Genomic DNA, 24,622 nt, shown 5'->3' on the forward strand with positions numbered 1-24,622 from the left:
TACATTTCGAACCATGAATGATCTGCCATTTACATTGCCAAATTTTGAGCCCGGATGGGTCTGGCTGGCTGGTGCGGGGCCCGGTGATCCAGCGTTGCTGACACTCGGGACGGCGCATGGCCTACGGCATGCCGATGTTGTGGTTTACGATGCGCTGGTAAATCCAGAAATTCTGAAACTGGCGCCGGATACGGCGGAATTGGAATACGCGGGCAAGCGCGGTGGCAAGCCGTCTGTAAAGCAAGACGATATTTCCAACCGCCTTGTCGAGCTGGCCAAAGATGGCAAAAAAGTTCTGCGGCTGAAAGGCGGCGATCCATTTGTCTTTGGGCGCGGGGCTGAAGAATGCATGGTTCTGGTAAACGCCGGTGTGCAGTTCCGTATCATCCCCGGCATTACCGCAGGCGTTGGGGGCCTTGCCTATGCCGGCATTCCGATGACCACGCGCGGGACCAATACAGCCGTTACCTTCATCACCGGCCATACTGTGACGGGCGATGTTCCTGACGATATTAACTGGCAAGCCTTGGCCGAAGGATCGCCCGTCATGATCTTTTATATGGCCGCCAAACATTTGGCGCAGATTTCTTCTCAGCTCATTAAAGCCGGGCGAAATGCTGACGAACCAGTTGCCATTCTGCAAAAAGCGACGTTTCCGGAACAGGTAGTTCTGGAAACCACCCTTGGGTCCTGCAACGAAGATTTGAAACGCGCCGGATTGACACCGCCGGTCCTGATTGTTGTCGGTCCTGTGGTTTCGCTGCGTGAAAAGCTTAATTGGCTGGACGACTGATGGGCGGCGTGGTCATTGCCGCGCCCGCATCGGCAAGCGGTAAAACACTCATCACCTTAGGGCTGCTCCGCGCCTTTTCCCGACAGGGAATTCGGGTGAGCTCACTAAAAGTCGGTCCCGACTATATCGACCCGCAATTCCACCACAAGGCATCGGGTCGGCCCTGCGGCAATCTGGATATCTGGGCGATGCGCCCTGAAACGTTCCTGCGGCAAGTCACCCAAGCGCAAACTGACGCCGAGCTAATCATTGCCGAAGGCGTGATGGGATTGTTCGACGGCGCCCGTAGTGGTGATGGCAGCACCGCCAATGTCGCGGCAAAATTAGACTGGCCGGTAATATTGGTGGTGGATGTTCGCGGCCAAGCCGCATCTGCTGCGGCCGTAGTTGAAGGATTTGCCAATCATCGAAAAGATGTGCAAATTGGTGGCGTGATTTTTAACCGGGTCGGCAGCGATCAACATGCCGCAATTCTGAATGACGCCATGGCGGGCTCGGCAATCCCCGTCTTAGGGTATCTTCCTAGGAGTGAAGAACTTTCCCTGCCGGAACGCCATCTGGGATTGGTTCAAGCAGGCGAATCATCTGAGACCGAAGATCGCATTAATGCTGCTGCTACTCATATAGAAACGCACATCGATTTAGATCAACTTCGGGAGTTAGCTGGGGAGGTTACTTCTCCCGTCCCAACAAATAACGATCCCACCGTACCGCCTTTGGGCTGTCGGATCGCCATCGCCCGGGACGACGCATTTTCTTTTGCCTACCCCTTTCAGCTTGATGGCTGGCGGCGCGCGAGTGCCGACATCACGTTCTTTTCGCCCCTAAATGACGAGACTCCTGACGAGTCAGCGAATGCGGTCTTTCTACCCGGTGGCTACCCTGAACTTCATGCTGAGCGACTCGGGCATTGCAGCAAATTCATTGATGGTATTCGCACAGCAGCAGAACGAGGCGCAATCATTTACGGTGAATGCGGTGGCTATATGGTGTTGGGTGAGGCGCTAACCGACAGAGATGGCAAAACCCATCCCATGATTGGCCTGTTGCCAGTCAAAACTTCATTTCAAGATGGTCGTTTGCATTTAGGATATCGGTCTCTAAGTCTCGCAAGTGACAGCCCCCTCGGCCCAAGGGGCGCAACATTTCGCGGCCACGAATTTCATTATTCTCGGATACTTCAGGAAGAAACTTCATCGCCGCTTTTCGAGGTATCCGATGCCCTTGGTCAGAACTTACCCGCTGCGGGATGCAGATCAAATTCGGTAATGGGGTCGTTTATTCACCTGATAGACCGCCAAGCGCCGCTGCAAGACGACTAAAGGCCACGTCATTACCAGGCAGGCCAAAACGCAGCCACTTCGGATAATCGGGGAAAGGCCGTACCAAAATGCCCGCTTCTCCCAACAGATGATAAATCTGCCCAGCTTTCTCATGCGCCCCAAGGCGAAATAAATCCGTCCCACCTATGATCTCAAAATCATTTTCGCTCAAAATTTGGTCCAACCGCGCCCGATCCCGTGCCAGACGGGATCGAGTCTCCGTCGCCCAATCCTCATCTCCATAGGCGCGGGCACCAATTTCCAAAGCGGGGCCGGAGACAGCCCAAGGGCCAAGCTTTCGTTTTAAGAGAGAGATCGTTTCTTGGTTGCCAGAGGCAAACCCTAAACGCAGTCCTGCCAATCCGAAGAATTTCCCAAATGAATGCAAAAGTATCAGCCCCGAAATATCGGCTTTTGATGCCAAACTGAGTTCTGGCGTGGGATCAGTAAAGGCCTGATCAACGACGAGAAGGCCCCCTTTCGCCGCAAGTTTTTCGGCCCAGGATATCAGTACTCCTGGCGAATAAGTCTGTCCGTCCGGGTTGTTAGGATTGACTACAACGACCACATCGGCAGGTTGAGCGTCATCCAAATTACCAACCATCCGCACCCGATGCCCGCCTGCGCGCCAGGTCTCTGCGTGCTCTTCATAGGTTGGCGCCAAAATCGCGACATCAGAGGGACCCCGAAGGCTTGGCAAACATTGCAAAATTGCCTGAGTACCAGGCGCTGCAACGAAGCCCGCATCTGCCGTTACACCATAGAAATTACGGGCGGTCCCAAGCAATCCATCCAAAACCGTCTGTTGCGGTAAATTCCAAAGGTTGGAAGGATCAACCGCTGTATTGGGATAGGCCACGGGATTTATCCCCGTAGATAAATCCAGCCACCCCCCTTCAGGCATGCCAAACCGAATGATCGCATCGCTCAGATCACCGCCGTGCACCAATTTAGGAGTATCGCTTGCGTTCATAGTCCAACTTATACGCTCCAAATTGACCTATCACCATGTAATCTTGACCTAGGTCAAGGAATGCCCACAGGCATTTAGCTATAACAAACCTGTCGCCGGGTTTTTCCCCTTAGAACTCCGCGACATTATTCCGAAGCACCGTTCGGAATTGGGATGATCGAGCCCTACGTCGTTTATGACGCGAATCCTCCCTACAATAAAAACTTGCCGGGAATCGGTTGATTCCCGGCTTTTATTTTTTTCGGTTAAATGAAATCACTAAAGTCTGAAATTACAGGAAATGTTCCATTTCCAACTCATCAAACAGTTCGTCGAGCTTGGGCACGTGTACAGTTCTGCCATTAAAATGTGCAATGCCATCAGATTCTAATTGTTTGATGGTTCTCGACATTGTTTCCGGACGAATGCCGATCATCGCCGCAAGGTCTTGACGCGACAATGGTAGTTCAAGTGTGAATTCGCCATCCTCCGCTTTTTTCTGGTAGCGGTCCTTTAGAACCAAGAGCAAATGGGCGAACCGAGCGCGGACGCTCAAGGTTACACTTTGTAAAAATTTTTCTTCTGCCACGTCCGCTGCTTCAACCGCCCGACGCAAATATTGCAATCCCAGCGCTGGGTTTTGGTCCAACAGCTTCCGCACGGTGGCCTTATCAACGAAACAGATTGTCGTCGGTTTTAAGGCTTCTGCACTGACGTGATGTTCGCCCCCAGTTAGGAGTGCGCGATAGCCCAAAGTATCCCCCGGAAAGGTAACACCTAAGAGGATCGAGTTACCTTCGGCATCAACCTTTCTGACACCCACCATCCCCTGTTCAAAGCAATATAATCCCTTACACGCATCACCCTGATGGAATAAGACTTCGCCCGGCAAATACTCCCGTGTTTGCTTTGTATCGTTGATAATACTTAATTCATCATGCGTTAGCGCGCACCATTCCGCCCGGTCCCGCGCTGCGCAAGCAAAACAATCGGGCCGTAATGATGATGATTTCTTAGCGTTGGGTAACTTGCCGGAACTGGACATATTTATCGTTGGTATACCTATTTTTTTGGAAATTTTCGCAGGGTGAAAGCGTATTTCCAGATTCTACATTCTCATATAGCGATTAGACCCGAAATTGCACCCTCTGTCCCGCTGTTTTTTCCTGATTTCGAACCGAAAGAAATCTACTTGACTGAGGTCAAGGACGGTCAGGATATCTTTCGTCTAGCATTAAGCTTCATAAATGTTGCCCTGAAGCGGCCTCAAAAGGGCCTATTCAGGTATTACACAGGGAATAATATCGAGGAATACTGATGGCAACTCAGACATATTCAGCCCCTGTCGAAAACAGGCGATCACAAGGGTCGGCTAAGCACATGACGGAAGAAATGGATATACAGCACGCCGCAGAACGATTTATAGAACGGTTTGGAAACGACGCCCCAAGAGAAGCTGCCATGCGCATGAATGAACTTCGGGACTCCGGTGATCACGACGGACATGATCTTTGGCAAAAAATCTACCAGTGTGTCAGCGATATCGTTGGCAAAGGGTAGTGTCGAGAATTATTAGCTGAAAACAAATTCAGCCCCGTAGCGTTCCGCCGGTCGCTTTTTCAACTGAGGCCACAATGCTTTGCGCGACGTTGTCTATGTCCGCATCTGTCAGGGTTTTATCAACTGGCTGGAGCGTGACGTTCACCGCCAGTGATTTCTTTCCTTCGCCCAAGCTGCCGCCAGTAAAGACATCAAAAACATTCACCGCCACAATAATTGACTTGTCAGCAGACATTGCCGCACGAACGACTTTCCCTGCTTCTGTATCGACATCTACCACAAAGGCAAAGTCTCGCTCTACCGGATGAAACTGCGACAAGGTCAAATGAGGTTTGGCGGCGTTCTTCTTGGCTTTCGGCTGAGGAATTGCGTCCAAAAAGACCTCAAACCCAACCATGGCATTTTTGACGCCTAATTTACGCAATACACCTGGATGAATTTCACCGAACCGTGCGAGCACATTTTTAGGTCCCAAGCGCAACACGCCTGATCGGCCAGGATGATAGAAATTCGGTGCATCGGTCGTGACCTGAAGATTAGAAACGGGCGCGCCAGCGGCTGCCAATGCGGCCAAGACATGCGCCTTCGCATCAAAGGCGTCTACGGCGCGGGGCACTTCTGCCCAATTGCGGGGGCCTGTTTTGCCAGAAAGGATACCTGTCGCCATCATCGCCTGATCGCCGGGTCCATCGCCGGAAAATTGCGGGCCGACTTCATATAAGCACGCATCGGGAATTCCCCGATCTGCATTACGGGATGCCGCCTGAATAAGGTTCGGCAGAATGGAGGGTCGCATGACATCAAGATCGCTGCTGATCGGATTGACCAGCCGGACCTCTTCAACGATGTCACCAAACAACTTGGCCAAATTCCCGTCCATAAACGAAACGGTCACGGCTTCGACCAATCCGCGCTCCGCCAACACTCGGCGCGCGGCAATCCTACGCTGCTGCAGCGCGCTTAATGCAGGACGTGGCAAAACGGTTTCGCGCTCCATGGCGACGGCCGGAATTTCATCCAAGCCATTAATTCGGATAATTTCTTCGACCAAGCAAGCTTCGCCAACAATGTCACTGCGCCAGGACGGGGCTTGGGTTTTTAAGGTCTCGCCATCGCCTGAAATCGAAAAGCCCAAGACATCTAAAATTCGTTTTTGTTCGTTGGCGGCAATGTCTACACCAGCCAAGCTTTTGGTCCGGGACAGTCGGAAATCAATGTCTCGCTGCCAAGCTGGTTCTGCGCCTGCGATGACAACTTGGGATGCCTCGCCACCACAAATATCTAATATCAACTGGGTTGCGATTTCCGTTGCATCATCCAAGAACGCCGGATCAACGCCGCGTTCAAATCTGAACCGGGCATCGGACTGAAGGTTCAGCTTTCTCCCTGTTGTCGCTGATCGGATAGGATCGAAGAAGGCGGTCTCCAAGAATACATTGGTCGTTGTCTCGGTGCAGCCGCTTGCCTCTCCGCCCATAACACCGGCCAAGGCTTCGGGCTTTTTGTCATCAGCAATCACGGTCATGTCGGGCTCAAGCGTGTATTCTTCGCCGTCCAACGCCTGAAGCTTTTCACCGGCACGGGCGAGGCGAACGTGAATGTCACCATCAAGCTTATCCGCATCAAACACATGCAGGGGCCGACAATGTCCGATGCTCATGTAGTTGGTGATATCGACCAGCGCCGATATCGGCCGCAGCCCCACTGCGTTGAGCTTATCTTTTAACCAGCCCGGACTTTCGACATTTTTGACGCCCTTAATCGAACGCCCAATAAAGTAAGGACAGGCATCGGCGGTATCAGCATCGAAATCCAGGTGAACTTTTATAGGGCTTTCAAAACTACCTTTAACAGGCGTCGCATCCAGCGGCTTCAACGCGCCGATCCCGGTCGCGGCCAAGTCCCGGGCAATTCCGCGAACGCCCAGGCAATCGCCTCGGTTCGGCGTGATCTCAATATCAATGACAGGATCGTTCAGGCCCATGATGTCGATGGCCGGCGCGCCGATGGGGGCGTCCTCGGGCAATTCAACGATGCCGTCGTGATCATCCGACAGGTTCATCTCGCGTTCACTGAGCAGCATACCGGTGCTGGCGACGCCGCGAATTTCAGTCTTTTTCAAGGTGATATCGGTGCCGGGGATGTAAGCCCCTTCGGCAGCAAACACGCCCTTCAATCCAGTCCGCGCATTGGGGGCGCCGCAGACGACCTCAACGGTTTCCGTCCCGTTATCAACTTGGCACACCCGCAACCTGTCCGCATTCGGATGTTGCTTGGCCTCAAGCACATGGCCGACGACAAAGGTCTCTAATCCTTTTGAGCGGTCTTCGACCGTATCGACTTCCAAGCCGATGGCGGTCAGGCGCTCAACGACTTTGTCCAACGAGGCATCGGTTTCCAGATGCTCTTTCAGCCACGAAAAAGAAAACTTCATGGGTTAAGTCCTCCCACCATGGACGGGGAGGACAGGCTGGAAAATCCATAATGCCTGAGCCAGCGTAAATCAGATTCAAAGAACGTGCGCAGGTCAGGGATGCCGTATTTCAACATCGTGATCCGTTCCAACCCAATACCAAAGGCAAATCCCTGGTATTCATTAGAGTCGATGCCACAATTTTCCAGCACCTTCGGATTGACCATGCCGCAACCGAGAATTTCCAGCCAGTCATCGCCGTGACCAATGCTGAATTCACCGCCGTCGCGGGTGCAACCAATATCCATTTCCGCCGATGGTTCGGTGAACGGGAAATAACTTGGACGGAAACGCACCGGCAAATCTTCAACACCAAAATAGGCGCGGCAAAATTCCTGCACGCAGCCTTTCAGGTGACCCATGTGGCTGGTCTTATCAATCACCAAGCCTTCGACTTGATGGAACATCGGCGAATGGGTGGCGTCATAATCGCAACGATAGGTCCGGCCCGGCACAATAATGCGAATTGGCGGCTCAGACTTCTGCATGGTGCGAATTTGCACGGGCGATGTATGGGTCCTGAGCACCATCCGGTTACCATCTTTTTCACCCGGCAGATAGAACGTGTCGTGTTCTTGGCGGGCAGGATGTTCCGGCGGGATGTTGAGGGCGGTAAAGTTATACCAATCTTCTTCGATCTCTGGCCCTTCGGCGACGGTAAAACCCATTTCGCCGAATATCGCCACGACTTCGTCAATGGTTTGGCTAATCGGATGGATGCGGCCTTCGCTTTCGGGGCGGGTTGGTAGAGTCACATCGATGCGTTCGTCCATCAATTGCGCATCAAGGGCTGAAGATTCGAGATCAACTTTACGCGACTCAATAGCCTCAGCGATTTCAGATTTAACGACGTTCAGGGCTTGGCCCGCTTCCCGGCGCTGGTCCGGGTCCATGGCGCCGAGGCCCTTCATCATCGCGGTAATGAGACCTTTTTTGCCGAGCGCTTCGACCCGCACCTGTTCAAGCGCAGCCGTATCTGCCGCAGCAGAGACCGCGCTTTTCAGTTCGTCCCGAAGTTTTTCTAGATCGTCCATGCCTCTCCCCTTTTTCCAACGCCAAAAGGCGTAGATTTAGGCAGCAGAGAGTGCAGTCTGAGCCTGTTCGACGAGGGCCTGGAATGCTTCCGGCTCACGCACGGCAATGTCGGCTAGAACTTTCCGGTCCAATTCGATCCCTGCCTTCGAAAGGCCATTCATGAATTTGGAATACGTAAGTCCGTGCAAGCGTGCGCCTGCATTAATGCGCTGGATCCAAAGCCGACGGAATTCGCGCTTTTTGACGCGGCGATCCCGATAGGCGTATTGCTGGGATTTCTCGACCCGCTGGATGGCGGCGCGGAAGGTGTTTCGGCTGCGGCCGGTAAAGCCTTTGGCAGCCTTCATTACTTTACGGTGACGGGCGTGGGTTGTGACGCCCCGTTTGACTCGTGCCATTGTTCTGGTCTCCTAAAACTATTTAGCGTTGGGCATGTAAGATTTGACGATCCGTGCATCAGGTGCGGACAGGATCATCCCGCGACGAGCCTTGCGAATCATCGATTGCGGGCGTTTAGACATGCCATGCTGTTTTCTGGCGACATTGGCGCGGACCTTACCGGTCCCGGTCAATTTGAAGCGCTTTTTGGCGCTGGACTTAGTCTTCAGCTTATAGGGCATTTGATTTTCCTTATGCTTAATTTGAAACGTCTCTAAAGCGGCTGGGCATACCCATTAGCCGGACCACTCGATTAACAACGTTCACGAAGACGCGGTTTATAGCGGGGGTGAGGGGGGAATGCAAGGCGCACGCGCTCAAGGTCTTCGGCTCTGCTTTTATAGTGACGAAGCCCAAGTAATTGAAGCCGTATAATTAATCGCGCGCGCCGACTGCATCAAGACGACTTGGCCGCATTAACAACGATTTCCACCAACACACCGGGCTCCAACTCGGTTTGGCCGACACATGCGCGAGCCGGACGATTTAGATCACCGAGCCAAGCCTTCCAAACTTCGTTCATTGCAGGCTTCAATTTCAACTCGGTTAGATAAATAGTGGCGCTCAGCAGCTGAGATTTATCACTGCCGCACTTAGCCAATCGGTCGTCGATCTTGGCGAGGACTTCTTCGGTTTGGCCGGTAATATCGAGTTCGCGGTCTGTCGCAGTGAGGCCGCAGACATAGACTGTATCGCCATGGACGACAGCTTGGCTCAAGATCTCTCCGGAATCGAGGTGTTCGATGGTCATGGTGGGTCTCCTTTAAGTGTTTTGGTCAAGGGTTAGTATTGCAATCAATGACTGGGTCCGGCAGGGGCGGCGAGGCCTTCGATCTCCACATTGATGCAAGCGGGCAGGCCGCTTGCTAAGGCGCGTTGCAGAGCGTCCGCCAACTGATCAAGGTTTGTTACGTATTCGCCGTGCCCGCCAAGACCTGCGACCGCCAAGTCATAGCGGGTTGGGGACAGTTCGCAGCCGATCAATCGGTTCTCCCCAAAGTCCCGCAATTGGATTTGGTATTCGGCATTCCACCGTGCGTCGTTACCGATGATGGCGACAAACGGCAGGTTGTTGCGAACGGCAGTTTCGAATTCGCTCAAATGAAAGCCCGCAGTGCCATCGCCCATTACCGCGATCACTGTGGCATCCGGGCGGTTGGCCTTGGCCCCAATGGCATAACCGATGCCACCGCCGATAGCCCCAGCAGGGCCGTTGATCAGACGCCTCGGCGCACTCAGCAGCGCCATCGCCCACTGGCCGAATTCACCACCATCCAAGACCAGTACGGGATCATTAGCTTGGTCCAAAACCTTCTGGACTTCGCGACAGACAGCTATCGGCTGAATTCGTCCTTCCGGTGAGACATCTTCCGTCGGCGACACCCGCGCCGCAATCGCGCCCGCGACCTTAGCGCGCCAGTCTTCACGATTTTTGGTATCTGAACCGTGGCTGATAAGCGCTTCAATAGTCGGCCCCGCATCCGCTTTCCAAGCCCCGATCAAACGATCCCCCAAGGCGTTTCGAGCGCGATCCAAGTGATCAGGTTCCGGATCAACGACTAGGAATTTGCATGCGGGGTCGAACACTGGCGTGCGCCCAAAGTTCACCGCGAAGTCGACTTTTTTGCCCAAGCACAGAACCGCGTCCGCAGCGGCGAATATCCCGGGGAGATCGCCCAAGGCTGGGTCTTTTAATCCGCGTGGACTTTCCAAACTCAGAACCGGCGCGCCCAAGGCATTGGCCGCCTGATCAAGCCGCCCCTTCGAACGCGTGGTGTTGAGAAACGGCCCCGTCAAAACCAAGGGTCGATCCGCTGCTGATAAAGTTTCGAGGATCGTCTCCAACGCGCCCGCTTCAAGGGTTTGTGGTTGCGAATCAAGATCGCCCGCGACTGCCGTATCGACGACGTCTTCATTCAACACATCAAACGCCAACGCCACCTGCACGGGACCCGGACGACCCGAACGCGCCGTCTTCAGGGCTGCGGCCATATCACGGCCGAGGGCGACCCCATCGGTCGGACGGTAGGCGGCCTTAACCAAAGGTGCTGCAACCGCCGCTTGATCCAATTCCTGAAACGGGCCGAGACCATCTGCGGCCACAGGTGAATCGCCACTCAGCAGCAGCACAGGACTTTCCGACGCCCGCGCCGTATACAAAGGACCCAACGCATTCGCGAAACCAGGCGCCGCAGTCACCAGCGCAACACCAACTCCCCCCGTCAGCTGCGCCCAAGCATCCGCCATAAACACAGCGGCGGCTTCGTGGCGGACATGGATTAGGCGAATGTCCGCATCGATACAGGCATCGAAAACCGGCATAATCTGGTTGCCCGACAGGGTGAAAATTGTTTTGACCCCGGCGGCGGACAGGGTTTGTGCGACAACGTCTGCACCTCTCATGAATTCTTCTCCGATTAGATTTGTAGGTTGAAATTTCACCCACCGAGGCGGAAATCGCAAGACATCCTTGGAATGTCAGGGTTTAATGAGTTGGTTTAAACAAGGAGCCTGCCATGCAACTGCCGTCCAAAATTATTGATATCTCCATGCTTCTCGACAACGAGACAGTATCCGACCCCGAAATTATGCGCCCGCACATTGAGTATCGCAGTGGTGCCGATAACGCCGAAATGGTGTGTGAGTTTTTTCCAGGCCTAACGCCGGAAGACCTGCCTGATGGCAAAGGATGGTCGTGGGAGAAAATCACGCTGGTGACCCACAACGGCACCCACCTGGATGCGCCCTATCATTTCCACCCGGTGGATAAAGAAGGCGACGCGATGATGACCATCGACGAGGTGCCGCTGGATTGGTGTTTTCGCCCCGGTGTTAAACTTGATTTTCGGAAAATGCCGGATGGTCATGTGGTCACCGCCCAAGAAGTCGAAGACGAACTCGCCCGCATCGGCCATGAGCTACAACCCTTCGACATCGTCTTGGTTAACACCCGCGCCAGCGAATGCTATGGCACGGATGAATATTTGACGGCGGGTGCCGGCATGGGCCGGGAAGCGACACTGTACCTCACCGAACGCGGCGTGCGCCTCACAGGCATCGACGCCTGGGGCTGGGATGCACCGTTTTCGCATACCAGAGAACGCTGGCTCGAAACCAAAGACCCCTCCATTATATGGGAAGGTCACTACGCCGGGATCGATACGCCGTATTGTCATCTTGAAAAGCTGCAGCATCTGGAGAAATTACCGGGCGATGGATTTACGGTGGCGTGCTTCCCCTGCAAGATTAAGGACGCATCGGCGGGCTGGACTCGGGCTGTCGCGTTATTTGATTAGGCTGATTTGGATTAGTCCCTCACCCTTTGTACAAATTTAGGAGGCGCACATATGCGCACGGAACTCGTTACGATTGAAACAAATACCGCGCAACCGCTGGACGGTGCTTGGTACGAACCAGATGGAGGAGCAACAGCGGGAGCTGTGATGCTTTGCCACGGGAATACCATGAACTTTTATGTCGGCGCACCTCGCTTCCTGCCGCCGGCGTTAACTGAACTTGGATTTGCCTGTCTCGCCTTTAACCGGCGCGGTCACGATATCCTGTCCAACCGCAACAGCCGCGCGGTTGAAGGAGCTGCCTTTCAGACCACCGCGGAAGGGATTGAGGATAATGAGTTCGCGGCTGCATGGATGGCTGAGAAAGGCCACAAAGCCCCGGTTGTTATAGGTCACAGCAATGGCGGTTTCCTGGGTGTGCAGCATGTGGCACGCCACCCGGAGACCCCTGCCCTGGTTATGCTTTCGGGACACGCCGGTGGCAAGGCACAGGAAAATCTAGCGGCCAAAACAGGGTTACTTGGCGGTGCCCGGACACCGGAGTTCAAAAAGGAAGCGGAGCAAATGATTGCGGAAGGTCGGGGGGAAGACCTGATATTTCTTCCCGGATGGTGGTATGTTGCAACTGCCAACAGCTATTTTGATCGGATGACGACAATGCCGGACACCGTGGAAACGGCACCGCAAATTACCTGTCCGACCCTTTTCATACGGGGTGATAAAGAAATCGCAGCGGCCTATCCGGCAGAGGACTTTGCGGCCAAGTCCGGCGGTCCTGTCGATATCGAAATTGTCGAAAATTGCGACCACTACTACAACGGCCGGGAAGACGAAATTATCAAGTTGGTGGCCGGTTGGCTGAAGAACCAGTTCAGCTTATAGCCGGGTTACCGTAACGCATGGAGATGATCCGCCAGCGCCTCTGGCTCAGACATAAAGGGGGAGTGACTGGTGCTCATCTTAATGACCGGGTCACACGGGTGATTTTTGCAGAAATATTCCTGATTTTTCAGCGGTATTGCCTTGTCGTCCGTGCATTGAATGTATGCCCGAGGAAGGCGGCCCCAGCGCTCCGGCGTTGTAGATACCGGCGTTTTCGGGATGATCGTCCCTTGCGGACTTAATCGTTCAATAACCCAAGCTACCGTTGCGTCGTCGCAATCGGCATAAAATGCGGGCTTAACGCCGTCTTCTTGAACGGTCATCGTTTTGCCGTCCTCCGAAAGGATTCTGAACTCCTCCAAGCTGGACCCCTCGGCCCCTTCCCGAACATCTAACCTGCACTGCCCATTCCCTGGAATGGCGGCAGTGAGATAAACCAACTTGGAAATGCGTTCAGCATAGTTTTCACCCGCTTGCGTAATCGTCACGCCCCCCAAAGAATGACCAACGAGAACGGCTGGCTCCGACGTACTTTGAAGAACGCTGCCGACCCGCGATACGTAATCGTCCAGCGTGACATCTTCCGGGCTTGCAGGATCATCACCATGACTGGGCAAATCGGGCGCAATCACCGTATGCCCCTTATCTTCTAGTAACGGTTTAATACGGTCCCAACACCATCCCCCGTGAAACGCCCCGTGGATCAGAACAAATGTCGACATTTCACTTCCTTTTGGTTGGTCCGAGAAAAAATATACTACCCGTTTCTCAAGGGCGGTACACCCTTGTCCAAGAGAGACAGCATATAAATTCCTTGTCGAGCATGATCTCGCGTCCCTACGATCTAATTGTAGAATACTTTGACTAAAATTTTGCAGAATTCGATGGCTTCATTAGCCTTCGTGATGGATCGCGTGAATGTCAGATTATAATGTGATCATCGTTGGTGGCGGACACAATGGATTGATTTGTGCCGGTTACCTTGCGCGGAGTGGGCTTAGCACCCTCGTCTTGGAGCGCCGCTCGATGCTAGGTGGCGCATGCGTGACGGAGGAAATACTAGGGGCACCCGGATACTTGGTCTCAACGGGTGCCGCACAATTGGGAAACATTCCCCCGGAAGTTATTCATGACTTAGGATTGAGCCAGCATGGGTATGAATTGCTCTTGCCCGACCCCCTATCCGTTTTTCCATTTCCGGATGGGCGTCATATTTCGATTTGGCAGGATATAAATCGTACTCTAGAAGAAATTAGCGCCTTCTCAGAGAACGATGCTCTGGCCTTTCCAAATTTTTACAAGGACTGCGTTGCGTTCTGTGATCTTATTGAACCGATACTCTACGCTGATGAGACTCCTTCTCTCGGGGTGATTGAGACTGCCTTCATTGATGCGGGTCGCACCGATCTTTTTCAAGATTTCATGATTGGAAGTGCGTGGGATTTACTGAGCAATCGGTTCGAATCTGACGCTGTTCGGGCCATAGCTGGATTTACCGCCACCTTTGGCACAAATGCCGGTCCGAAGACGCCGGGCACAGCCTATGTATTGGCACATCATATGTTCGGTGGCACGGCGGGAGTTCGCGGACGGACAGGCTACGTCCGGGGCGGCATGGGAGCGCTTGCCGATGCCTTAAGTCGGGCCGCTTCTGGGCTAGGCGCGGAGCTTTGGACCGATGCAGATGTTTCGCGAATTATGATCAAGCAGGGTGTCGCCTGCGGGGTAGAACTTTCTGATGGCCGGAGCATAATTGCGGATGTCGTTATTTCGAATGCGGATCCGCAGCGCACCTTCCTAGGGCTCGTCGGAAGGGACCAGCTGTCGCCAAGTTTTGCAGCATCAGTTGACAACATCGAAATGCAGGGCGTCGCCATCAAAGTCAATTGCGCACTTGAGCGCCTGCCACGCTTTACCGCCATCCCGCCCGAAATTACACCGGCTCGTGTTACCCTATGCCCCTCCCTCGACTACGTTGAAACGGCATGGGGTCAAGCCAAGCGGGGCCAACCATCGTCTGATCCGTTTATGACCGTGCACATGCAATCTGTGATTGACCCCTCCCTTGCGCCCGCTGGCCGACACACGCTGACCTGCTACGCGCATTACTTTCCCTATAATTTAGACCCGGCATTAAAAGGTTGGGACAAAATGCGCGATGCAGTTGGTGAGACAGTCCTAAATACCATCGCAAAATTTGCCCCCGATATCTTTGACGTCGTTTCTAAAGTTGAAGTGATGACACCATTGGATATCGAAAATAGATTTGCCATGACCGGAGGGCACCAGTTTCATGGCGATCTTTCCCCGGCTCAACTTTTTGACAACAGGCCAACCCCTGGAAGTGATGGCGCGATTACACCAATCAAAGGACTCTATCTGTGTGGCGCAGGAGCTCACCCTGGCGGTTGTATCTGGGGAGCCCCGGGTCAGCGAGCCGCGCGCACAGTTTTAATTGGCCTCGGACACGCCGAATAAATGTCCGGGCCGTGATTGTTTATTTTTTTCGGAGAATTTAATGAAAGTTGTGATTACGGGGGGGACTGGTTTTATCGGTCAGATGTTGGCGCGGCGGTTGTTGGCGAAGGGGACTTTAATCAGCGCGTCGGGTCGGCCTGAGATCATCGACGAAATTGTGTTGTCGGATTTTTATTTGCCGGAAGTGCTGCCTGAGGAGCTGGATGATCGGGTTTCGATTGTATCCGGTGATATTAGTGACCCCGCAACCATCAACGCCCTTGTCGATCGCGATGACATTGCCGTTTTCCATTTTGCCTCCGTGGTCAGTGCCGGTGGCGAGAAGGATTTCGATATGGCCATGCGGGTGAATCTGGATGGTGCGCGGCATGTGCTTGAGGCACTGCGCAACAGAGGTGGCATGCCGAAACTGTTGTTCACGAGTTCCTTGGCGACCTTTGGTGGCGATGCCATGCCGTCACGGGTGAGCGACACGACAAAGCCAAATCCGCAGACCACCTATGGCATGACTAAGTTCATTGGTGAGCTGATGATTAACGATTATGCCCGCAAGGGTTTTGTCGATGGCCGGGTCGCGCGATTACCAAACATCGTCATTCGACCCGGCAAGCCAAATGCCGCGGCCTCCAGTTTCAACAGCGGCATTTTCAGGGAACCCTTGAACGGTGAAACCTGCTACCTGCCGGTCAGTCGAGACACGGTCATGGCTGACCTCGGCCATCGGAACACCGTGGAAGGTATCATCACCCTAATGGAATTAGACGGCGACAAGTTGGGCTCAGACCGGGCGGTATTCCTACCCAGTCGGTCCTTCTCCATGCACGAATGCGTTGCGGCGATGGAGAAGGTTGCCGCCGCGCGGGGCATCAAAACAGGGGATGTTGTCGATAAGCCAGACCCATTAATTCAGACGATTATCTCGGGCTGGCCAACGGAGATCGATAGTTCCCGCGGCTTGGCACTTGGGCTGCCGCAAGATCAAAGTCTGGAACAGGTCATCGAAGATTATATCGACGATTTTATGGATTAAAGCGAACCTGGCAGCCACCGAGTTTCTCAAATTCGATCTCGACTAATGTATCGGGCTGATCAATCCAGACTGTTTTGACGACACTGCCCAGGGTGACAAACTGGCCTTCTCTTAAGGGCGCTTGGTTTTGGGCTTTCATGTTTGCGAGCCACGCGAGGGCTTCAAAAGGATGGCCGAGGATCATGTCGCCTGTTCCCTCGCCAACATTAACGCCATTGACCGATACCGCGCCTTTGATCGCGCCTAAGTCTATTGCCTGCCAATCGTGAATTGGCTCACCCACCACGACTGCCGCATTGAAAAAATCATCGGCAACTGTTGCTGGTGTGCCAAGGGCTTCATAATCAACGTAGCGGTCGTCGACAATTTCGATTGAGGCGCAACACGATGCGACATGGGGAGAAACATTATCTCGGGTGTACTGATTTGTGCTGTCCAGATCGTCTCCGAGAACAACACCAATCTCACATTCGATACCCACCTTAATGAAATCACCGAGGGTGAGTTCGACGGACTTCTCATACATCCGTGAAGAAAATATCCCGCCCGCGCAGGGATGGGGGATTCCTAAGTATTCCTGCATCACGGGCGTCGTGCAGCCGATTTTATGACCACCGATTTCACCGAAATCTTTATCTTTAAGCGCCGCATGCAATTGTTCCTGAAGGGCGTACCCTTCCTCTAGTGTGGTCGGCTTTTTGGTATCACCATACAGCGGAACCGGCTTTTGATTTAAGCGTGCATCAATCAACGCATCTAAAATTTTAGTCATTATACCTCAGGCAAACAAAAGCCTGCTCCCCGTTTGATGGGGAAGCAGGCTTTTTTAATTTGTCGCAATTGGCGCACGGCCTAACTCATTTAGGCGCCACGACCATCGTCATCATGCGGCCTTCCATTTTTGGGAACTGTTCGAGCTTGGCCATTTCTTCGAGTCCTTCGCGCACTCGATCAAGCACCTTCATGCCCAATTCCTGGTGCGCCATTTCGCGGCCTCTAAAACGAATGGTGACTTTGACTTTGTCGCCGTTATTCAGAAACTTGCGCGCCGCTTTCATTTTGGTTTCGTAGTCATGGGTGTCGATGCCGGGACGCATCTTGATCTCCTTGACCTCGATGGTCTTCTGCTTTTTGCGCGCTTCGTTACGGCGTTTTTGTTCTTCGTATTTATACTTGCCGTAGTCGAGCACCTTGCAGACAGGCGGATCTGAATTCGGTGCAATTTCCACCAAATCCAACCCGAACTCATCGGCAAGTTCAATTCCTTCAGCTACGGTAAGGACGCCAACCATTTCTCCGTCCGCGCCGACAACGCGAATCTCTGGGGCATCGATCATGTCGTTGACACGCGGGCCGCTGTGGCCTGGTGCCTGATTTTGTGGACGCTTAGCTATGAAAGTTCTCCCAACGTTTTATAAATCTCCATTTCAGGAGTCATTTTGCAACCTAACAGCTTTGTAACATGCGCAAAACGACTCATTTCCTCTCTCCCTTAAATGGCTTTAGAGAAGAAACCAGTTCTGGCGACGCCTGTTTAAATTTGATGTCTTATTCAGACAATGACGACAATGGCCCCGCCGCTTCAGTAGAAAGTGTATCAACTGCCTGTGATAGCGCAAGAATTTCTTGATCTTTTCCGCCCAAGCGACGCATCGCGACGGTTTTTTCTTCTGCTTCCCGCCCGCCGACGACCAAAATCACCGGCACTTTCGCGGCTGAGTGTTCACGGATTTTGTAATTGATCTTCTCGTTCCGAAGGTCCATTTCGACCCGAAGCCCCGCAGCCGTCAACGCATCACGCACTTCCAGCGCGTAATCGTCCACATCGTTGGTGATACCAGCGATGACGATCTGAGTAGGTGCCAGCCATAACGGGAAACGCCCGCCGTAGTGTTCGATCAAGATACCGATGAAGCGTTCGAACGAGCCCAAAATGGCCCGGTGCAGCATGACAGGGCGGTGTTTTTGACCATCTTCAGCGATATAGGCGGCGTCTAATCTTTCCGGCAGCACAAAATCGACCTGCAGCGTGCCGCATTGCCAATCCCGGCCCAACGTATCCCGAAGCACGAATTCGAGCTTCGGTCCGTAGAATGCGCCTTCACCGGGATTAAGCTCGGTTTCCAGCCCCGTTGCTTTGGTCGCATCTAAGAGCGCTTGCTCTGCCTTATCCCAAACGTCGTCCTCACCAGCGCGCACTTCCGGACGGTCGGAGAATTTCACCAAGACATCTTCGAAGCCGAGTTCTTTGTAGATGCTCATCAACAGGTCACAAAACGCGATTGTTTCCGACGTAATTTGATCTTCGGTGCAAAAGATATGCGCGTCATCTTGGGTGAAGGCCCGTACGCGCATCAATCCATGCAACGCGCCCGACGGCTCATTCCGATGGCAGGAACCAAATTCCGCCATGCGGATCGGCAGGTCGCGATAACTGACGGTGGCTTGCTTATAAATTTGCACATGGCAGGGGCAGTTCATCGGTTTCAGCGCCAAAATCCGATCTTCGGATTCGGCCGTGAACATGTGTTCGCGGAATTTTTCCCAGTGGCCTGAATCTTCCCACAACACCCGATCCACCAACTGCGGCGTGTTGACCTCTACATAATTTTCAGCTTCTAGCCGACCCCGCATGTAATTTTGCAGGACCTGATACAGCATCCAACCTTTGGGATGCCAGAAAACGGATCCCGTCGCGACTTCTTGAATGTGGAACAGGCTCATTTCCCGACCCAAACGCCGGTGGTCGCGCTTTTCCGCCTCTTCCAGCATGTGCAGGTGCTGTTTGAGCTGTTTTTCGGTCGCCCAAGCCGTGCCATAGATGCGTTGCAGCATGGCGTTGTTGGAATCACCCCGCCAATAAGCCCCCGCGAGCTTCATCAATTTGAACGCCTTGCCAATTTTTCCTGTGCTCGGCATGTGCGGGCCGCGGCAGACATCGAACCAGTCGCCCTGACGATAGATGCCGATGTCTTCGCCTTCAGGGATCGCCTCAATCAATTCAACTTTGTAGCTTTCTCCCTTATCGCGGAAGGTATCCATAGCCTTTTGCCGGTCCCAGACTTCGCGCACGAAAGGCTCATCCCGTTTGATGATCTCCTTCATCTTGGCTTCGATTTTTTCCAGGTCTTCCGGCGTAAACGGCACATCGCGGGCAAAATCATAGTAAAAGCCGTTTTCAATGGCGGGGCCGATGGTGACTTGGGTGCCGGGATAAATCTCCTGCACCGCCTCCGCCATCACGTGAGCCGTATCGTGGCGAAACAGTTCCAGCGCATCGTCATCTCTGCCGGTGACGATGGATACTTCAGCATCCGCATCAATCACTGTTGAAAGGTCACGCATTTCGCCGCCCATACGAATGGCGAGCGCTGCTTTGGCCAAACCGGGACCGATATCTGTGGCCAGTTCTAAGCCACTCACAGAACCATCAAATTCGCGGACGCTGCCGTCGGGGAGGGTGATCGCAACCATGGGAGTGTTAAACCTTGTTAGTCTTTAAAATCGCGCGAAATGTAGACCGATTAATCCGCCTGTCAAGAAGCGTCGTCGGCCAACACCTCCTCAACCGACAGTTCACTCAATCGGTCACGTCTTAATATCCGCACATCCTGTCCCCGTTGGGCGCAGAGTGCAGGATCAGAAGCGGCCGAATATAACACAGTTGAACGACAGCCGGCGACAGCGATCAAGTGCATCGGCCCAGTATCATTGCCAACGCAGAATTGAGCATTCCAGGCCAAGGCCACGATCTGGCCAAAATCGGTTTGATCGGCCAGATTTTTAACCCCAGGACACAGCGCCATGATTTCATCTAACACCGCGCGTTCGCCCGAGGTGCCAAGCAGAATGGGCTGTATTCCTTTGTCTGCAAGGCGTGCCGCAAGTGCGCCATAAGCCTCAGCAGGCCACCGCTTTTCGGGTCGATGCGCTGCACCGCCTGGAACCAGCAAGGCATAATTCCCAGCTAAGTCAAATGCGGTAATATCGGCTGTTACCCATGAAAGATCGGGACGAGGCACATCCAAAATTCCTGCCATCGCCAACTGTTCGGCTTGGCGTTCGTAGGTATGCATGAAATCTCGCTTGGGATTAGCGTGCGGGTGGGAACAGCCTTTAGCAATGCCGGACCATTCGGGCTTGGGGCCTGGCGCAAGCAGCTTGAAATAGAACCCGCTGCGGTCCGATGTCTGCAAATCATAGACCCGCTCGAACGCGCCCGATTTTAATTTCCGTCTGAGAGCCATCCAACGAGAAGGTTGCCAAAGCTTGGGCCGAGTATCGAGCCAGACCTCGTCAAAATAGCCGCTTTGTCGGGCGAGGTCTTCAAACGGTGCCGTTGTCAGAAGGGTAATCCGCGCGTCTTTATGATGCTGCCGAATTGCCGCACACGGACCCAACGCCTGCACGAAATCGCCCAAGGCTGCTAATTTAATCACCAGAATATGCGGGGTAGAGTCACCGCCGACGGTCATCACGCGCTCATCTTTAGCCGTAGGACATCGTTATAGACTTCCAGGGTTTTAGTGCACATGGATTGCCGGGAAAAATTTTCGCGAACGTTGGCAATCGCCCTTTTCGCCATTTGATTACGCGCGGCTTCTGATAGATCAAGAACCCGTGTGATCGCGTCTGCCAATGCACCTGCATCCCCCGGCTCTGTCAACCAGCCGGTTTCGCCTTCGATGACCGTTTCCCGGGCTCCGCCATGATTGGAGACGATGACCGGACGGCCCATGGCCTGGGCTTCAGGCACAATCCGTCCAAAGGCTTCCGGATCGGTTGATGCTGAGACAACTAAGTCTGCCAACATGAAGGCCGCGGGCATGTCATTGCAATGATCGACGAAGCGCACGACCTCGCTCAGATCATACTTTTCGATCAACCCCTCTAATTCACTGCGGTATCCGGTTCGGCCTTGATCATCGCCCACCAACACACACCGTAGATTGGTACGGTTTAACTTTGCGATCGCCTCGATAAAAACCGTCTGGCCTTTCCATCGGGTCAAGCGCCCCGGCAGCATAACCACCGGCAACCCGTCATCAAGCCGCCATTGGGTGGCCAACGCGACAACCCGTTCTGCGGAAATCTGCGCCGGATCAAATCGTTCCAGTTCAACACCCCGATGAATGACACGAATAACAGATGCAGGGACGCCATAACGCTGCCGAACCAGACCTGCAATAAATCCTGAAATTGCAATAACCCGCGCCCCCCGGGTCATAATCGAATTGTAGCGTCGCTTTAACCACCCGCCCTCATTATAGGTGCCGTGAAATGTCGTCACGAAGGGGCGCGCTGTTCGTCTGGCAGCAAAGAAGGCGCTCCAGGCAGGTGCGCGTGACCGCACATGAACGACATCTACATTTTGCTTTTGAATGAGTTCTGACAGGCGTGCGACATTCGCCCACATGACAAATGGATTTTTGCTGTCGACAGGCAAGGTAAAATGCTCGGCCCCGACACGCTTTAGATCGTGTTCCAGCAAGCCCCCCGCGGACGCGACCAAGGCCCGGCCGCCGCTTTCAACAACAGCTTGGGCAATTTCGACCGTACCACGCTCGACACCGCCTGTACCGCCCAATGCCGGTAGAACCTGCAGCACCGTCGCCAAGCGACCGTCTAATTCGCCTATAGAATCCAATCTCGGCTCCGAGTTTTGTTCCTCTGGAACCCCATTGATGCCAGAGCCTTGTTCCTCTGGAACTTCATTGATGCTAGTGTCTGACATCCCGTTCACTTAGCCGGTATCGTCATGAATAACCTAACAAATTGTTCTGCCTCCACCTCGCAAAAAGTAACCCGCGAGGATGGAAAGACTATCGCCTACCACTCCACTCCTGGCAAGTCCCCGGGCGTGGTGTTTCTAACGGGATTTGTGTCCGACATGAACGGTGACAAGTCTCTGTGCCTTGAAGAATTCTGCCAAAATCGGGGTCAGGCTTTTTTACGGTTCGATTATACCGGCCACGGAGAAAGTTCAGAAGAATTTCTGGAGGGCTGCATCGGCGACTGGGCAAGCGATGCAATTTTTGCCTTAGATCAGTTAACTAAAGGGCCGCAAGTTTTAGTCGGCTCTTCCATGGGTGGATGGATTATGTTGCTGACAGCTCTCGCCCGACCCGAAAGAATTGCCGGACTGCTGGGCATTGCTGCCGCTCCTGACTTTACCGAAGACCTAATGTGGGCCGACTTTACGCCTGAGCAAAGAGTTACGCTTGAACAAGAAGGCCGGGTCGCCATTGGTAACGACTACGATGACGGAGATGACTACATCATCACTCAAAAACTAATTGAGGACGGACGGAAAAATCTTTTATTGCGCGAAGAAATCGCCCTCGATTGTCCCGTTCGTTTAATCCATGGCTTGCAAGACAACGACGTTCCATGGACGACCAGTCAGAAAATTTCTGAATGTCTACGAAGCACCGGCGTCGAAACCACATTTGTTAAAAACGGCGACCATCGGTTGTCTGAACCCCAAGACCTCGACCGACTTCGCGCAACGTTGGACGGGCTGTTGAAGACCGTGGAGGGCCCTTAAGAGGTCTCAACTTTAAGAACAGCGGCGAGACCCCGATGATAGTCTGGGTATGCTAGGCGAACGGATAGTTCCTTTTTTATCAATGTGTTATCGACCCGACGGTTATCCCGCCAAAAACTGAGCGCCATGGGAGACATTGTTTTCTCAGCCTCTTCAAAAGCCACCAAGGGCGGCGTTTCTGCACCCAAAATTTCGCAAGCATATGCCACAACGTCGGCTGGCGATGCAGGGTCATCATCACAAACATTATAGGTGCCACCCGGTCGGGGCCGATCAATGGACGCCCTAAGCACCGTCGCAATGTCATCCACATGGATGCGCGAAAATAGCTGACCGGGCTTGTCCGTCCGAGTCGCATTTCCAGACCGAACCCGATCCAACGGGCTGCGCCCTGGCCCGTAAATTCCAGCCAGTCTGAAAATATGGACAGGGATGTCGTTGTCCCGCCAAAGTTTTATCCAGGCTTTTTCCGCATTTACCCGAAAGCGACTTCTATCTGATGAGGGATTTAGAGGCGCGTTTTCATCAACACTTTCCCCGTCTGTATCGCCGTACACACCTGTCGTTGAAAGATAGCCCAGCCACGTCAAATTTGGCAGCTGCGCGATGTCGGCCCCCAAAAGATCAGCAACAGGGCATCCGTCCCCATCCGGCGGCACGGAAACCAGAACATGAGTGACATCTTCCAACACCTGTGACTCTGTAAACGGTGTTGTGCGATCAAACGGATAAAGATTAACGCCCTCTTTGGTCGGCTGATCCGGGCCGTCTAATCCACGATGTGTCCCCGAAACCCGCCATCCCTGGGCTGAACACGCTCCAGCAAAGACCCCAGCGCTATAGCCCAATCCAAAACAGAATAGGTGGGGTGTCTCGTTCGTCACTAAATTCTCTCCTTCAAAGTCACCTGACAAAGTCACCTGACTTTATCCGTCTGGGTATGCTACAGACAAGGTCATGACCCGATGCCAATTTTCTATCCTCATCCTTTTGCTTGGCATTCTGACCTTGCACGCCACGAACAGCTTTGCAGCCCCAAGGCGCGATTCGGTCAATGCGCGTAAATACGTCCAGTGTATGGAAATGGCACGGGAAGACCCGGATGCCGCGTTTGATTGGGCCATGGATTGGCGAGATATGGGTGGAGAAGAAGCCGCCCAACATTGCATCGGCGTCGCCCTGATCGGTCTAAAACTCTACAACGAAGCTGGAAACCGCCTGGAAGCCCTAGCCCAGGAAATGCAGAGCGATAAGAAGGTGCAGGCTGGAATATTAGCCCAAGCCGCCCAAGCGCGACACTTGGAAGGAAAGCCAACCCGGGCAATTGCCTTAATGAATACGGCTTTAAAAATTTCGCCTGCCAACCCAGACCTGCTGGTAGATCGGGCCACGATGCATGCAGAACGGGGCGATTATATGACGGCCCTCGCTGACTTGAATATCGTCCTGGCCAAGGACCCAACACGAATTGACGCGCTTGTTTTCCGGGCGACAGCGCTCAGGTTTACTGATAAACTGGAGCAAGCGGAAACCGCAATTGTCAGCGCATTGGCCCTGGATGAATATAATCCCGAAGGCCTTCTTGAACGGGGCATTATCCGTCGCTTGAAAGGAGACAAGAACGGTGCCCGACGAGACTGGTTAAAAGTTTTGTCGATTGCCCCTAATTCCATTGCCGCCGATGACGCACAGGTTAATCTGGAAAAAATGGACCTAAACAGCAAAAAACGACCAAAAAATGAGAAAATAGGCCACTAATTGGGTGCAAAAACACTTCGTTGTTCCGCTAAACCCTTTATTTCGGTATAATTTGGCG

24 protein-coding genes are annotated in these 24,622 nt (G+C 53.4%); 9 read left to right on the forward strand and 15 right to left on the reverse strand.

Going from position 1 to position 24,622, the window contains the following annotated elements:
* Positions 1-13 precede the first annotated feature (13 nt).
* Together cobA and HOM51_00370 are read left to right on the forward strand one after the other, a co-directional pair.
* Positions 14-793, forward strand: coding sequence for a uroporphyrinogen-III C-methyltransferase (cobA, locus tag HOM51_00365; GenBank protein MBT5032944.1), 780 nt, complete (start codon positions 14-16; stop codon positions 791-793).
* Positions 793-2,115, forward strand: coding sequence for a cobyrinate a,c-diamide synthase (locus HOM51_00370; protein MBT5032945.1), 1,323 nt, complete (start codon positions 793-795; stop codon positions 2,113-2,115). Before cobA ends, HOM51_00370 begins: the two co-directional genes overlap by 1 nt.
* Here HOM51_00370 and HOM51_00375 read toward each other — a convergent pair.
* Both HOM51_00375 and HOM51_00380 read right to left on the reverse strand, forming a co-directional pair.
* Positions 2,072-3,088, reverse strand: coding sequence for a threonine-phosphate decarboxylase (locus HOM51_00375; protein MBT5032946.1), 1,017 nt, complete (start codon positions 3,086-3,088; stop codon positions 2,072-2,074). The two genes, HOM51_00370 and HOM51_00375, sit on opposite strands and share 44 nt — an antisense overlap.
* A 271-nt stretch (positions 3,089-3,359) precedes the next feature.
* Positions 3,360-4,112, reverse strand: coding sequence for a Crp/Fnr family transcriptional regulator (locus tag HOM51_00380; GenBank protein ID MBT5032947.1), 753 nt, complete (start codon positions 4,110-4,112; stop codon positions 3,360-3,362).
* 272 nt (positions 4,113-4,384) lie between these two features.
* On the opposite strand from HOM51_00380, the gene HOM51_00385 reads away from it, so the two are divergent.
* Positions 4,385-4,627 carry a hypothetical protein gene (locus HOM51_00385; GenBank protein MBT5032948.1) on the forward strand — a complete coding sequence of 81 codons (243 nt, stop codon included), beginning with the start codon at positions 4,385-4,387 and terminating at the stop codon, positions 4,625-4,627.
* A 28-nt stretch (positions 4,628-4,655) separates the two neighbouring features.
* Here HOM51_00385 and HOM51_00390 read toward each other — a convergent pair whose 3' ends face one another.
* From HOM51_00390 to HOM51_00415, 6 genes are all read right to left on the reverse strand, one after another.
* Complete coding sequence (locus HOM51_00390; protein MBT5032949.1) at positions 4,656-7,061, reverse strand: phenylalanine--tRNA ligase subunit beta; 2,406 nt, start codon at positions 7,059-7,061, stop codon at positions 4,656-4,658.
* Positions 7,058-8,134 carry a phenylalanine--tRNA ligase subunit alpha gene (gene pheS / locus HOM51_00395; protein ID MBT5032950.1) on the reverse strand — a complete coding sequence of 359 codons (1,077 nt, stop codon included), beginning with the start codon at positions 8,132-8,134 and terminating at the stop codon, positions 7,058-7,060. The genes HOM51_00390 and pheS overlap by 4 nt, the downstream gene beginning before the upstream one ends.
* A gap of 36 nt (positions 8,135-8,170) precedes the next feature.
* Positions 8,171-8,533, reverse strand: coding sequence for a 50S ribosomal protein L20 (gene rplT / locus HOM51_00400; protein ID MBT5032951.1), 363 nt, complete (start codon positions 8,531-8,533; stop codon positions 8,171-8,173).
* 18 nt (positions 8,534-8,551) lie between these two features.
* Complete coding sequence (rpmI, locus tag HOM51_00405) at positions 8,552-8,755, reverse strand: 50S ribosomal protein L35 (protein ID MBT5032952.1); 204 nt, start codon at positions 8,753-8,755, stop codon at positions 8,552-8,554.
* Positions 8,756-8,970: 215 nt separating this feature from the next.
* A complete protein-coding gene (locus HOM51_00410; GenBank protein ID MBT5032953.1) occupies positions 8,971-9,324 on the reverse strand; it encodes a RidA family protein in 354 nt (117 codons plus the stop codon).
* Positions 9,325-9,368: 44 nt separating this feature from the next.
* Complete coding sequence (locus HOM51_00415; GenBank protein MBT5032954.1) at positions 9,369-10,976, reverse strand: thiamine pyrophosphate-binding protein; 1,608 nt, start codon at positions 10,974-10,976, stop codon at positions 9,369-9,371.
* Positions 10,977-11,095: 119 nt separating this feature from the next.
* Between HOM51_00415 and HOM51_00420 the strand changes: the two genes are divergently transcribed.
* Together HOM51_00420 and HOM51_00425 are read left to right on the forward strand one after the other, a co-directional pair.
* Positions 11,096-11,869 (forward strand): cyclase family protein, encoded by a 774-nt coding sequence (locus HOM51_00420; protein ID MBT5032955.1) that lies wholly within the window; start codon positions 11,096-11,098, stop codon positions 11,867-11,869.
* 51 nt (positions 11,870-11,920) lie between these two features.
* Positions 11,921-12,751, forward strand: coding sequence for an alpha/beta hydrolase (locus tag HOM51_00425; GenBank protein MBT5032956.1), 831 nt, complete (start codon positions 11,921-11,923; stop codon positions 12,749-12,751).
* 5 nt (positions 12,752-12,756) lie between these two features.
* Here HOM51_00425 and HOM51_00430 read toward each other — a convergent pair whose 3' ends face one another.
* Positions 12,757-13,473 (reverse strand): alpha/beta fold hydrolase, encoded by a 717-nt coding sequence (locus HOM51_00430; protein ID MBT5032957.1) that lies wholly within the window; start codon positions 13,471-13,473, stop codon positions 12,757-12,759.
* A 196-nt stretch (positions 13,474-13,669) separates the two neighbouring features.
* Between HOM51_00430 and HOM51_00435 the strand changes: the two genes are divergently transcribed.
* Positions 13,670-15,229, forward strand: a complete 1,560-nt coding sequence (locus HOM51_00435) for an NAD(P)/FAD-dependent oxidoreductase (GenBank protein MBT5032958.1) — start codon at positions 13,670-13,672, stop codon at positions 15,227-15,229.
* A gap of 40 nt (positions 15,230-15,269) precedes the next feature.
* Positions 15,270-16,259 carry an NAD-dependent epimerase/dehydratase family protein gene (locus tag HOM51_00440; protein MBT5032959.1) on the forward strand — a complete coding sequence of 330 codons (990 nt, stop codon included), beginning with the start codon at positions 15,270-15,272 and terminating at the stop codon, positions 16,257-16,259.
* Here HOM51_00440 and HOM51_00445 read toward each other — a convergent pair.
* The 5 genes from HOM51_00445 to HOM51_00465 form a co-directional block, all read right to left on the reverse strand.
* Entirely contained in the window at positions 16,249-17,031 is a 783-nt protein-coding gene (locus tag HOM51_00445) for a sulfate adenylyltransferase (GenBank protein ID MBT5032960.1), read from the reverse strand. The two genes, HOM51_00440 and HOM51_00445, sit on opposite strands and share 11 nt — an antisense overlap.
* Positions 17,032-17,116: 85 nt before the next feature.
* A complete protein-coding gene (locus HOM51_00450; GenBank protein MBT5032961.1) occupies positions 17,117-17,653 on the reverse strand; it encodes a translation initiation factor IF-3 in 537 nt (178 codons plus the stop codon).
* 154 nt (positions 17,654-17,807) lie between these two features.
* Entirely contained in the window at positions 17,808-19,733 is a 1,926-nt protein-coding gene (thrS, locus tag HOM51_00455) for a threonine--tRNA ligase (protein MBT5032962.1), read from the reverse strand.
* A 62-nt stretch (positions 19,734-19,795) separates the two neighbouring features.
* A complete protein-coding gene (locus HOM51_00460) occupies positions 19,796-20,734 on the reverse strand; it encodes a glycosyltransferase family 9 protein (GenBank protein ID MBT5032963.1) in 939 nt (312 codons plus the stop codon).
* Positions 20,734-21,993, reverse strand: coding sequence for a glycosyltransferase family 4 protein (locus HOM51_00465; GenBank protein MBT5032964.1), 1,260 nt, complete (start codon positions 21,991-21,993; stop codon positions 20,734-20,736). The genes HOM51_00460 and HOM51_00465 overlap by 1 nt, the downstream gene beginning before the upstream one ends.
* Positions 21,994-22,017: 24 nt before the next feature.
* Here HOM51_00465 and HOM51_00470 point away from each other — a divergent pair, with 24 nt between their 5' ends.
* Positions 22,018-22,806, forward strand: a complete 789-nt coding sequence (locus HOM51_00470; GenBank protein MBT5032965.1) for an alpha/beta hydrolase — start codon at positions 22,018-22,020, stop codon at positions 22,804-22,806.
* Here the strand turns inward: HOM51_00470 and HOM51_00475 are convergent.
* Entirely contained in the window at positions 22,803-23,690 is an 888-nt protein-coding gene (locus HOM51_00475) for an SDR family oxidoreductase (GenBank protein ID MBT5032966.1), read from the reverse strand. The two genes, HOM51_00470 and HOM51_00475, sit on opposite strands and share 4 nt — an antisense overlap.
* A 73-nt stretch (positions 23,691-23,763) precedes the next feature.
* On the opposite strand from HOM51_00475, the gene HOM51_00480 reads away from it, so the two are divergent.
* Positions 23,764-24,564 (forward strand): hypothetical protein, encoded by an 801-nt coding sequence (locus HOM51_00480; GenBank protein ID MBT5032967.1) that lies wholly within the window; start codon positions 23,764-23,766, stop codon positions 24,562-24,564.
* Positions 24,565-24,622 lie beyond the last annotated feature (58 nt).

It is taken from the genome of Rhodospirillaceae bacterium (genome assembly GCA_018660465.1).
In the GTDB taxonomy this organism is placed as follows: Bacteria; Pseudomonadota; Alphaproteobacteria; order Rhodospirillales; family JABJKH01; genus JABJKH01.

What these genes read in the sequence shown, in the direction of transcription:
- thrS (MBT5032962.1), bottom strand. Translation starts at nt 19,733, where the DNA reads ATGGTTGCGATCACCCTCCCCGACGGCAGCGTCCGCGAATTTGATGGT.
- HOM51_00460 (MBT5032963.1), bottom strand. Translation starts at nt 20,734, where the DNA reads ATGACCGTCGGCGGTGACTCTACCCCGCATATTCTGGTGATTAAATTA.
- cobA (MBT5032944.1), top strand. Translation starts at nt 14, where the DNA reads ATGAATGATCTGCCATTTACATTGCCAAATTTTGAGCCCGGATGGGTC.
- pheS (MBT5032950.1), bottom strand. Translation starts at nt 8,134, where the DNA reads ATGGACGATCTAGAAAAACTTCGGGACGAACTGAAAAGCGCGGTCTCT.
- HOM51_00375 (MBT5032946.1), bottom strand. Translation starts at nt 3,088, where the DNA reads ATGAACGCAAGCGATACTCCTAAATTGGTGCACGGCGGTGATCTGAGC.
- rplT (MBT5032951.1), bottom strand. Translation starts at nt 8,533, where the DNA reads ATGGCACGAGTCAAACGGGGCGTCACAACCCACGCCCGTCACCGTAAA.
- HOM51_00425 (MBT5032956.1), top strand. Translation starts at nt 11,921, where the DNA reads ATGCGCACGGAACTCGTTACGATTGAAACAAATACCGCGCAACCGCTG.
- HOM51_00410 (MBT5032953.1), bottom strand. Translation starts at nt 9,324, where the DNA reads ATGACCATCGAACACCTCGATTCCGGAGAGATCTTGAGCCAAGCTGTC.
- HOM51_00445 (MBT5032960.1), bottom strand. Translation starts at nt 17,031, where the DNA reads ATGACTAAAATTTTAGATGCGTTGATTGATGCACGCTTAAATCAAAAG.
- HOM51_00470 (MBT5032965.1), top strand. Translation starts at nt 22,018, where the DNA reads ATGAATAACCTAACAAATTGTTCTGCCTCCACCTCGCAAAAAGTAACC.
- HOM51_00440 (MBT5032959.1), top strand. Translation starts at nt 15,270, where the DNA reads ATGAAAGTTGTGATTACGGGGGGGACTGGTTTTATCGGTCAGATGTTG.
- rpmI (MBT5032952.1), bottom strand. Translation starts at nt 8,755, where the DNA reads ATGCCCTATAAGCTGAAGACTAAGTCCAGCGCCAAAAAGCGCTTCAAA.
- HOM51_00380 (MBT5032947.1), bottom strand. Translation starts at nt 4,112, where the DNA reads ATGTCCAGTTCCGGCAAGTTACCCAACGCTAAGAAATCATCATCATTA.
- HOM51_00385 (MBT5032948.1), top strand. Translation starts at nt 4,385, where the DNA reads ATGGCAACTCAGACATATTCAGCCCCTGTCGAAAACAGGCGATCACAA.
- HOM51_00480 (MBT5032967.1), top strand. Translation starts at nt 23,764, where the DNA reads ATGACCCGATGCCAATTTTCTATCCTCATCCTTTTGCTTGGCATTCTG.
- HOM51_00415 (MBT5032954.1), bottom strand. Translation starts at nt 10,976, where the DNA reads ATGAGAGGTGCAGACGTTGTCGCACAAACCCTGTCCGCCGCCGGGGTC.
- HOM51_00465 (MBT5032964.1), bottom strand. Translation starts at nt 21,993, where the DNA reads ATGTCAGACACTAGCATCAATGAAGTTCCAGAGGAACAAGGCTCTGGC.
- HOM51_00435 (MBT5032958.1), top strand. Translation starts at nt 13,670, where the DNA reads ATGTCAGATTATAATGTGATCATCGTTGGTGGCGGACACAATGGATTG.
- HOM51_00370 (MBT5032945.1), top strand. Translation starts at nt 793, where the DNA reads ATGGGCGGCGTGGTCATTGCCGCGCCCGCATCGGCAAGCGGTAAAACA.
- HOM51_00430 (MBT5032957.1), bottom strand. Translation starts at nt 13,473, where the DNA reads ATGTCGACATTTGTTCTGATCCACGGGGCGTTTCACGGGGGATGGTGT.
- HOM51_00390 (MBT5032949.1), bottom strand. Translation starts at nt 7,061, where the DNA reads ATGAAGTTTTCTTTTTCGTGGCTGAAAGAGCATCTGGAAACCGATGCC.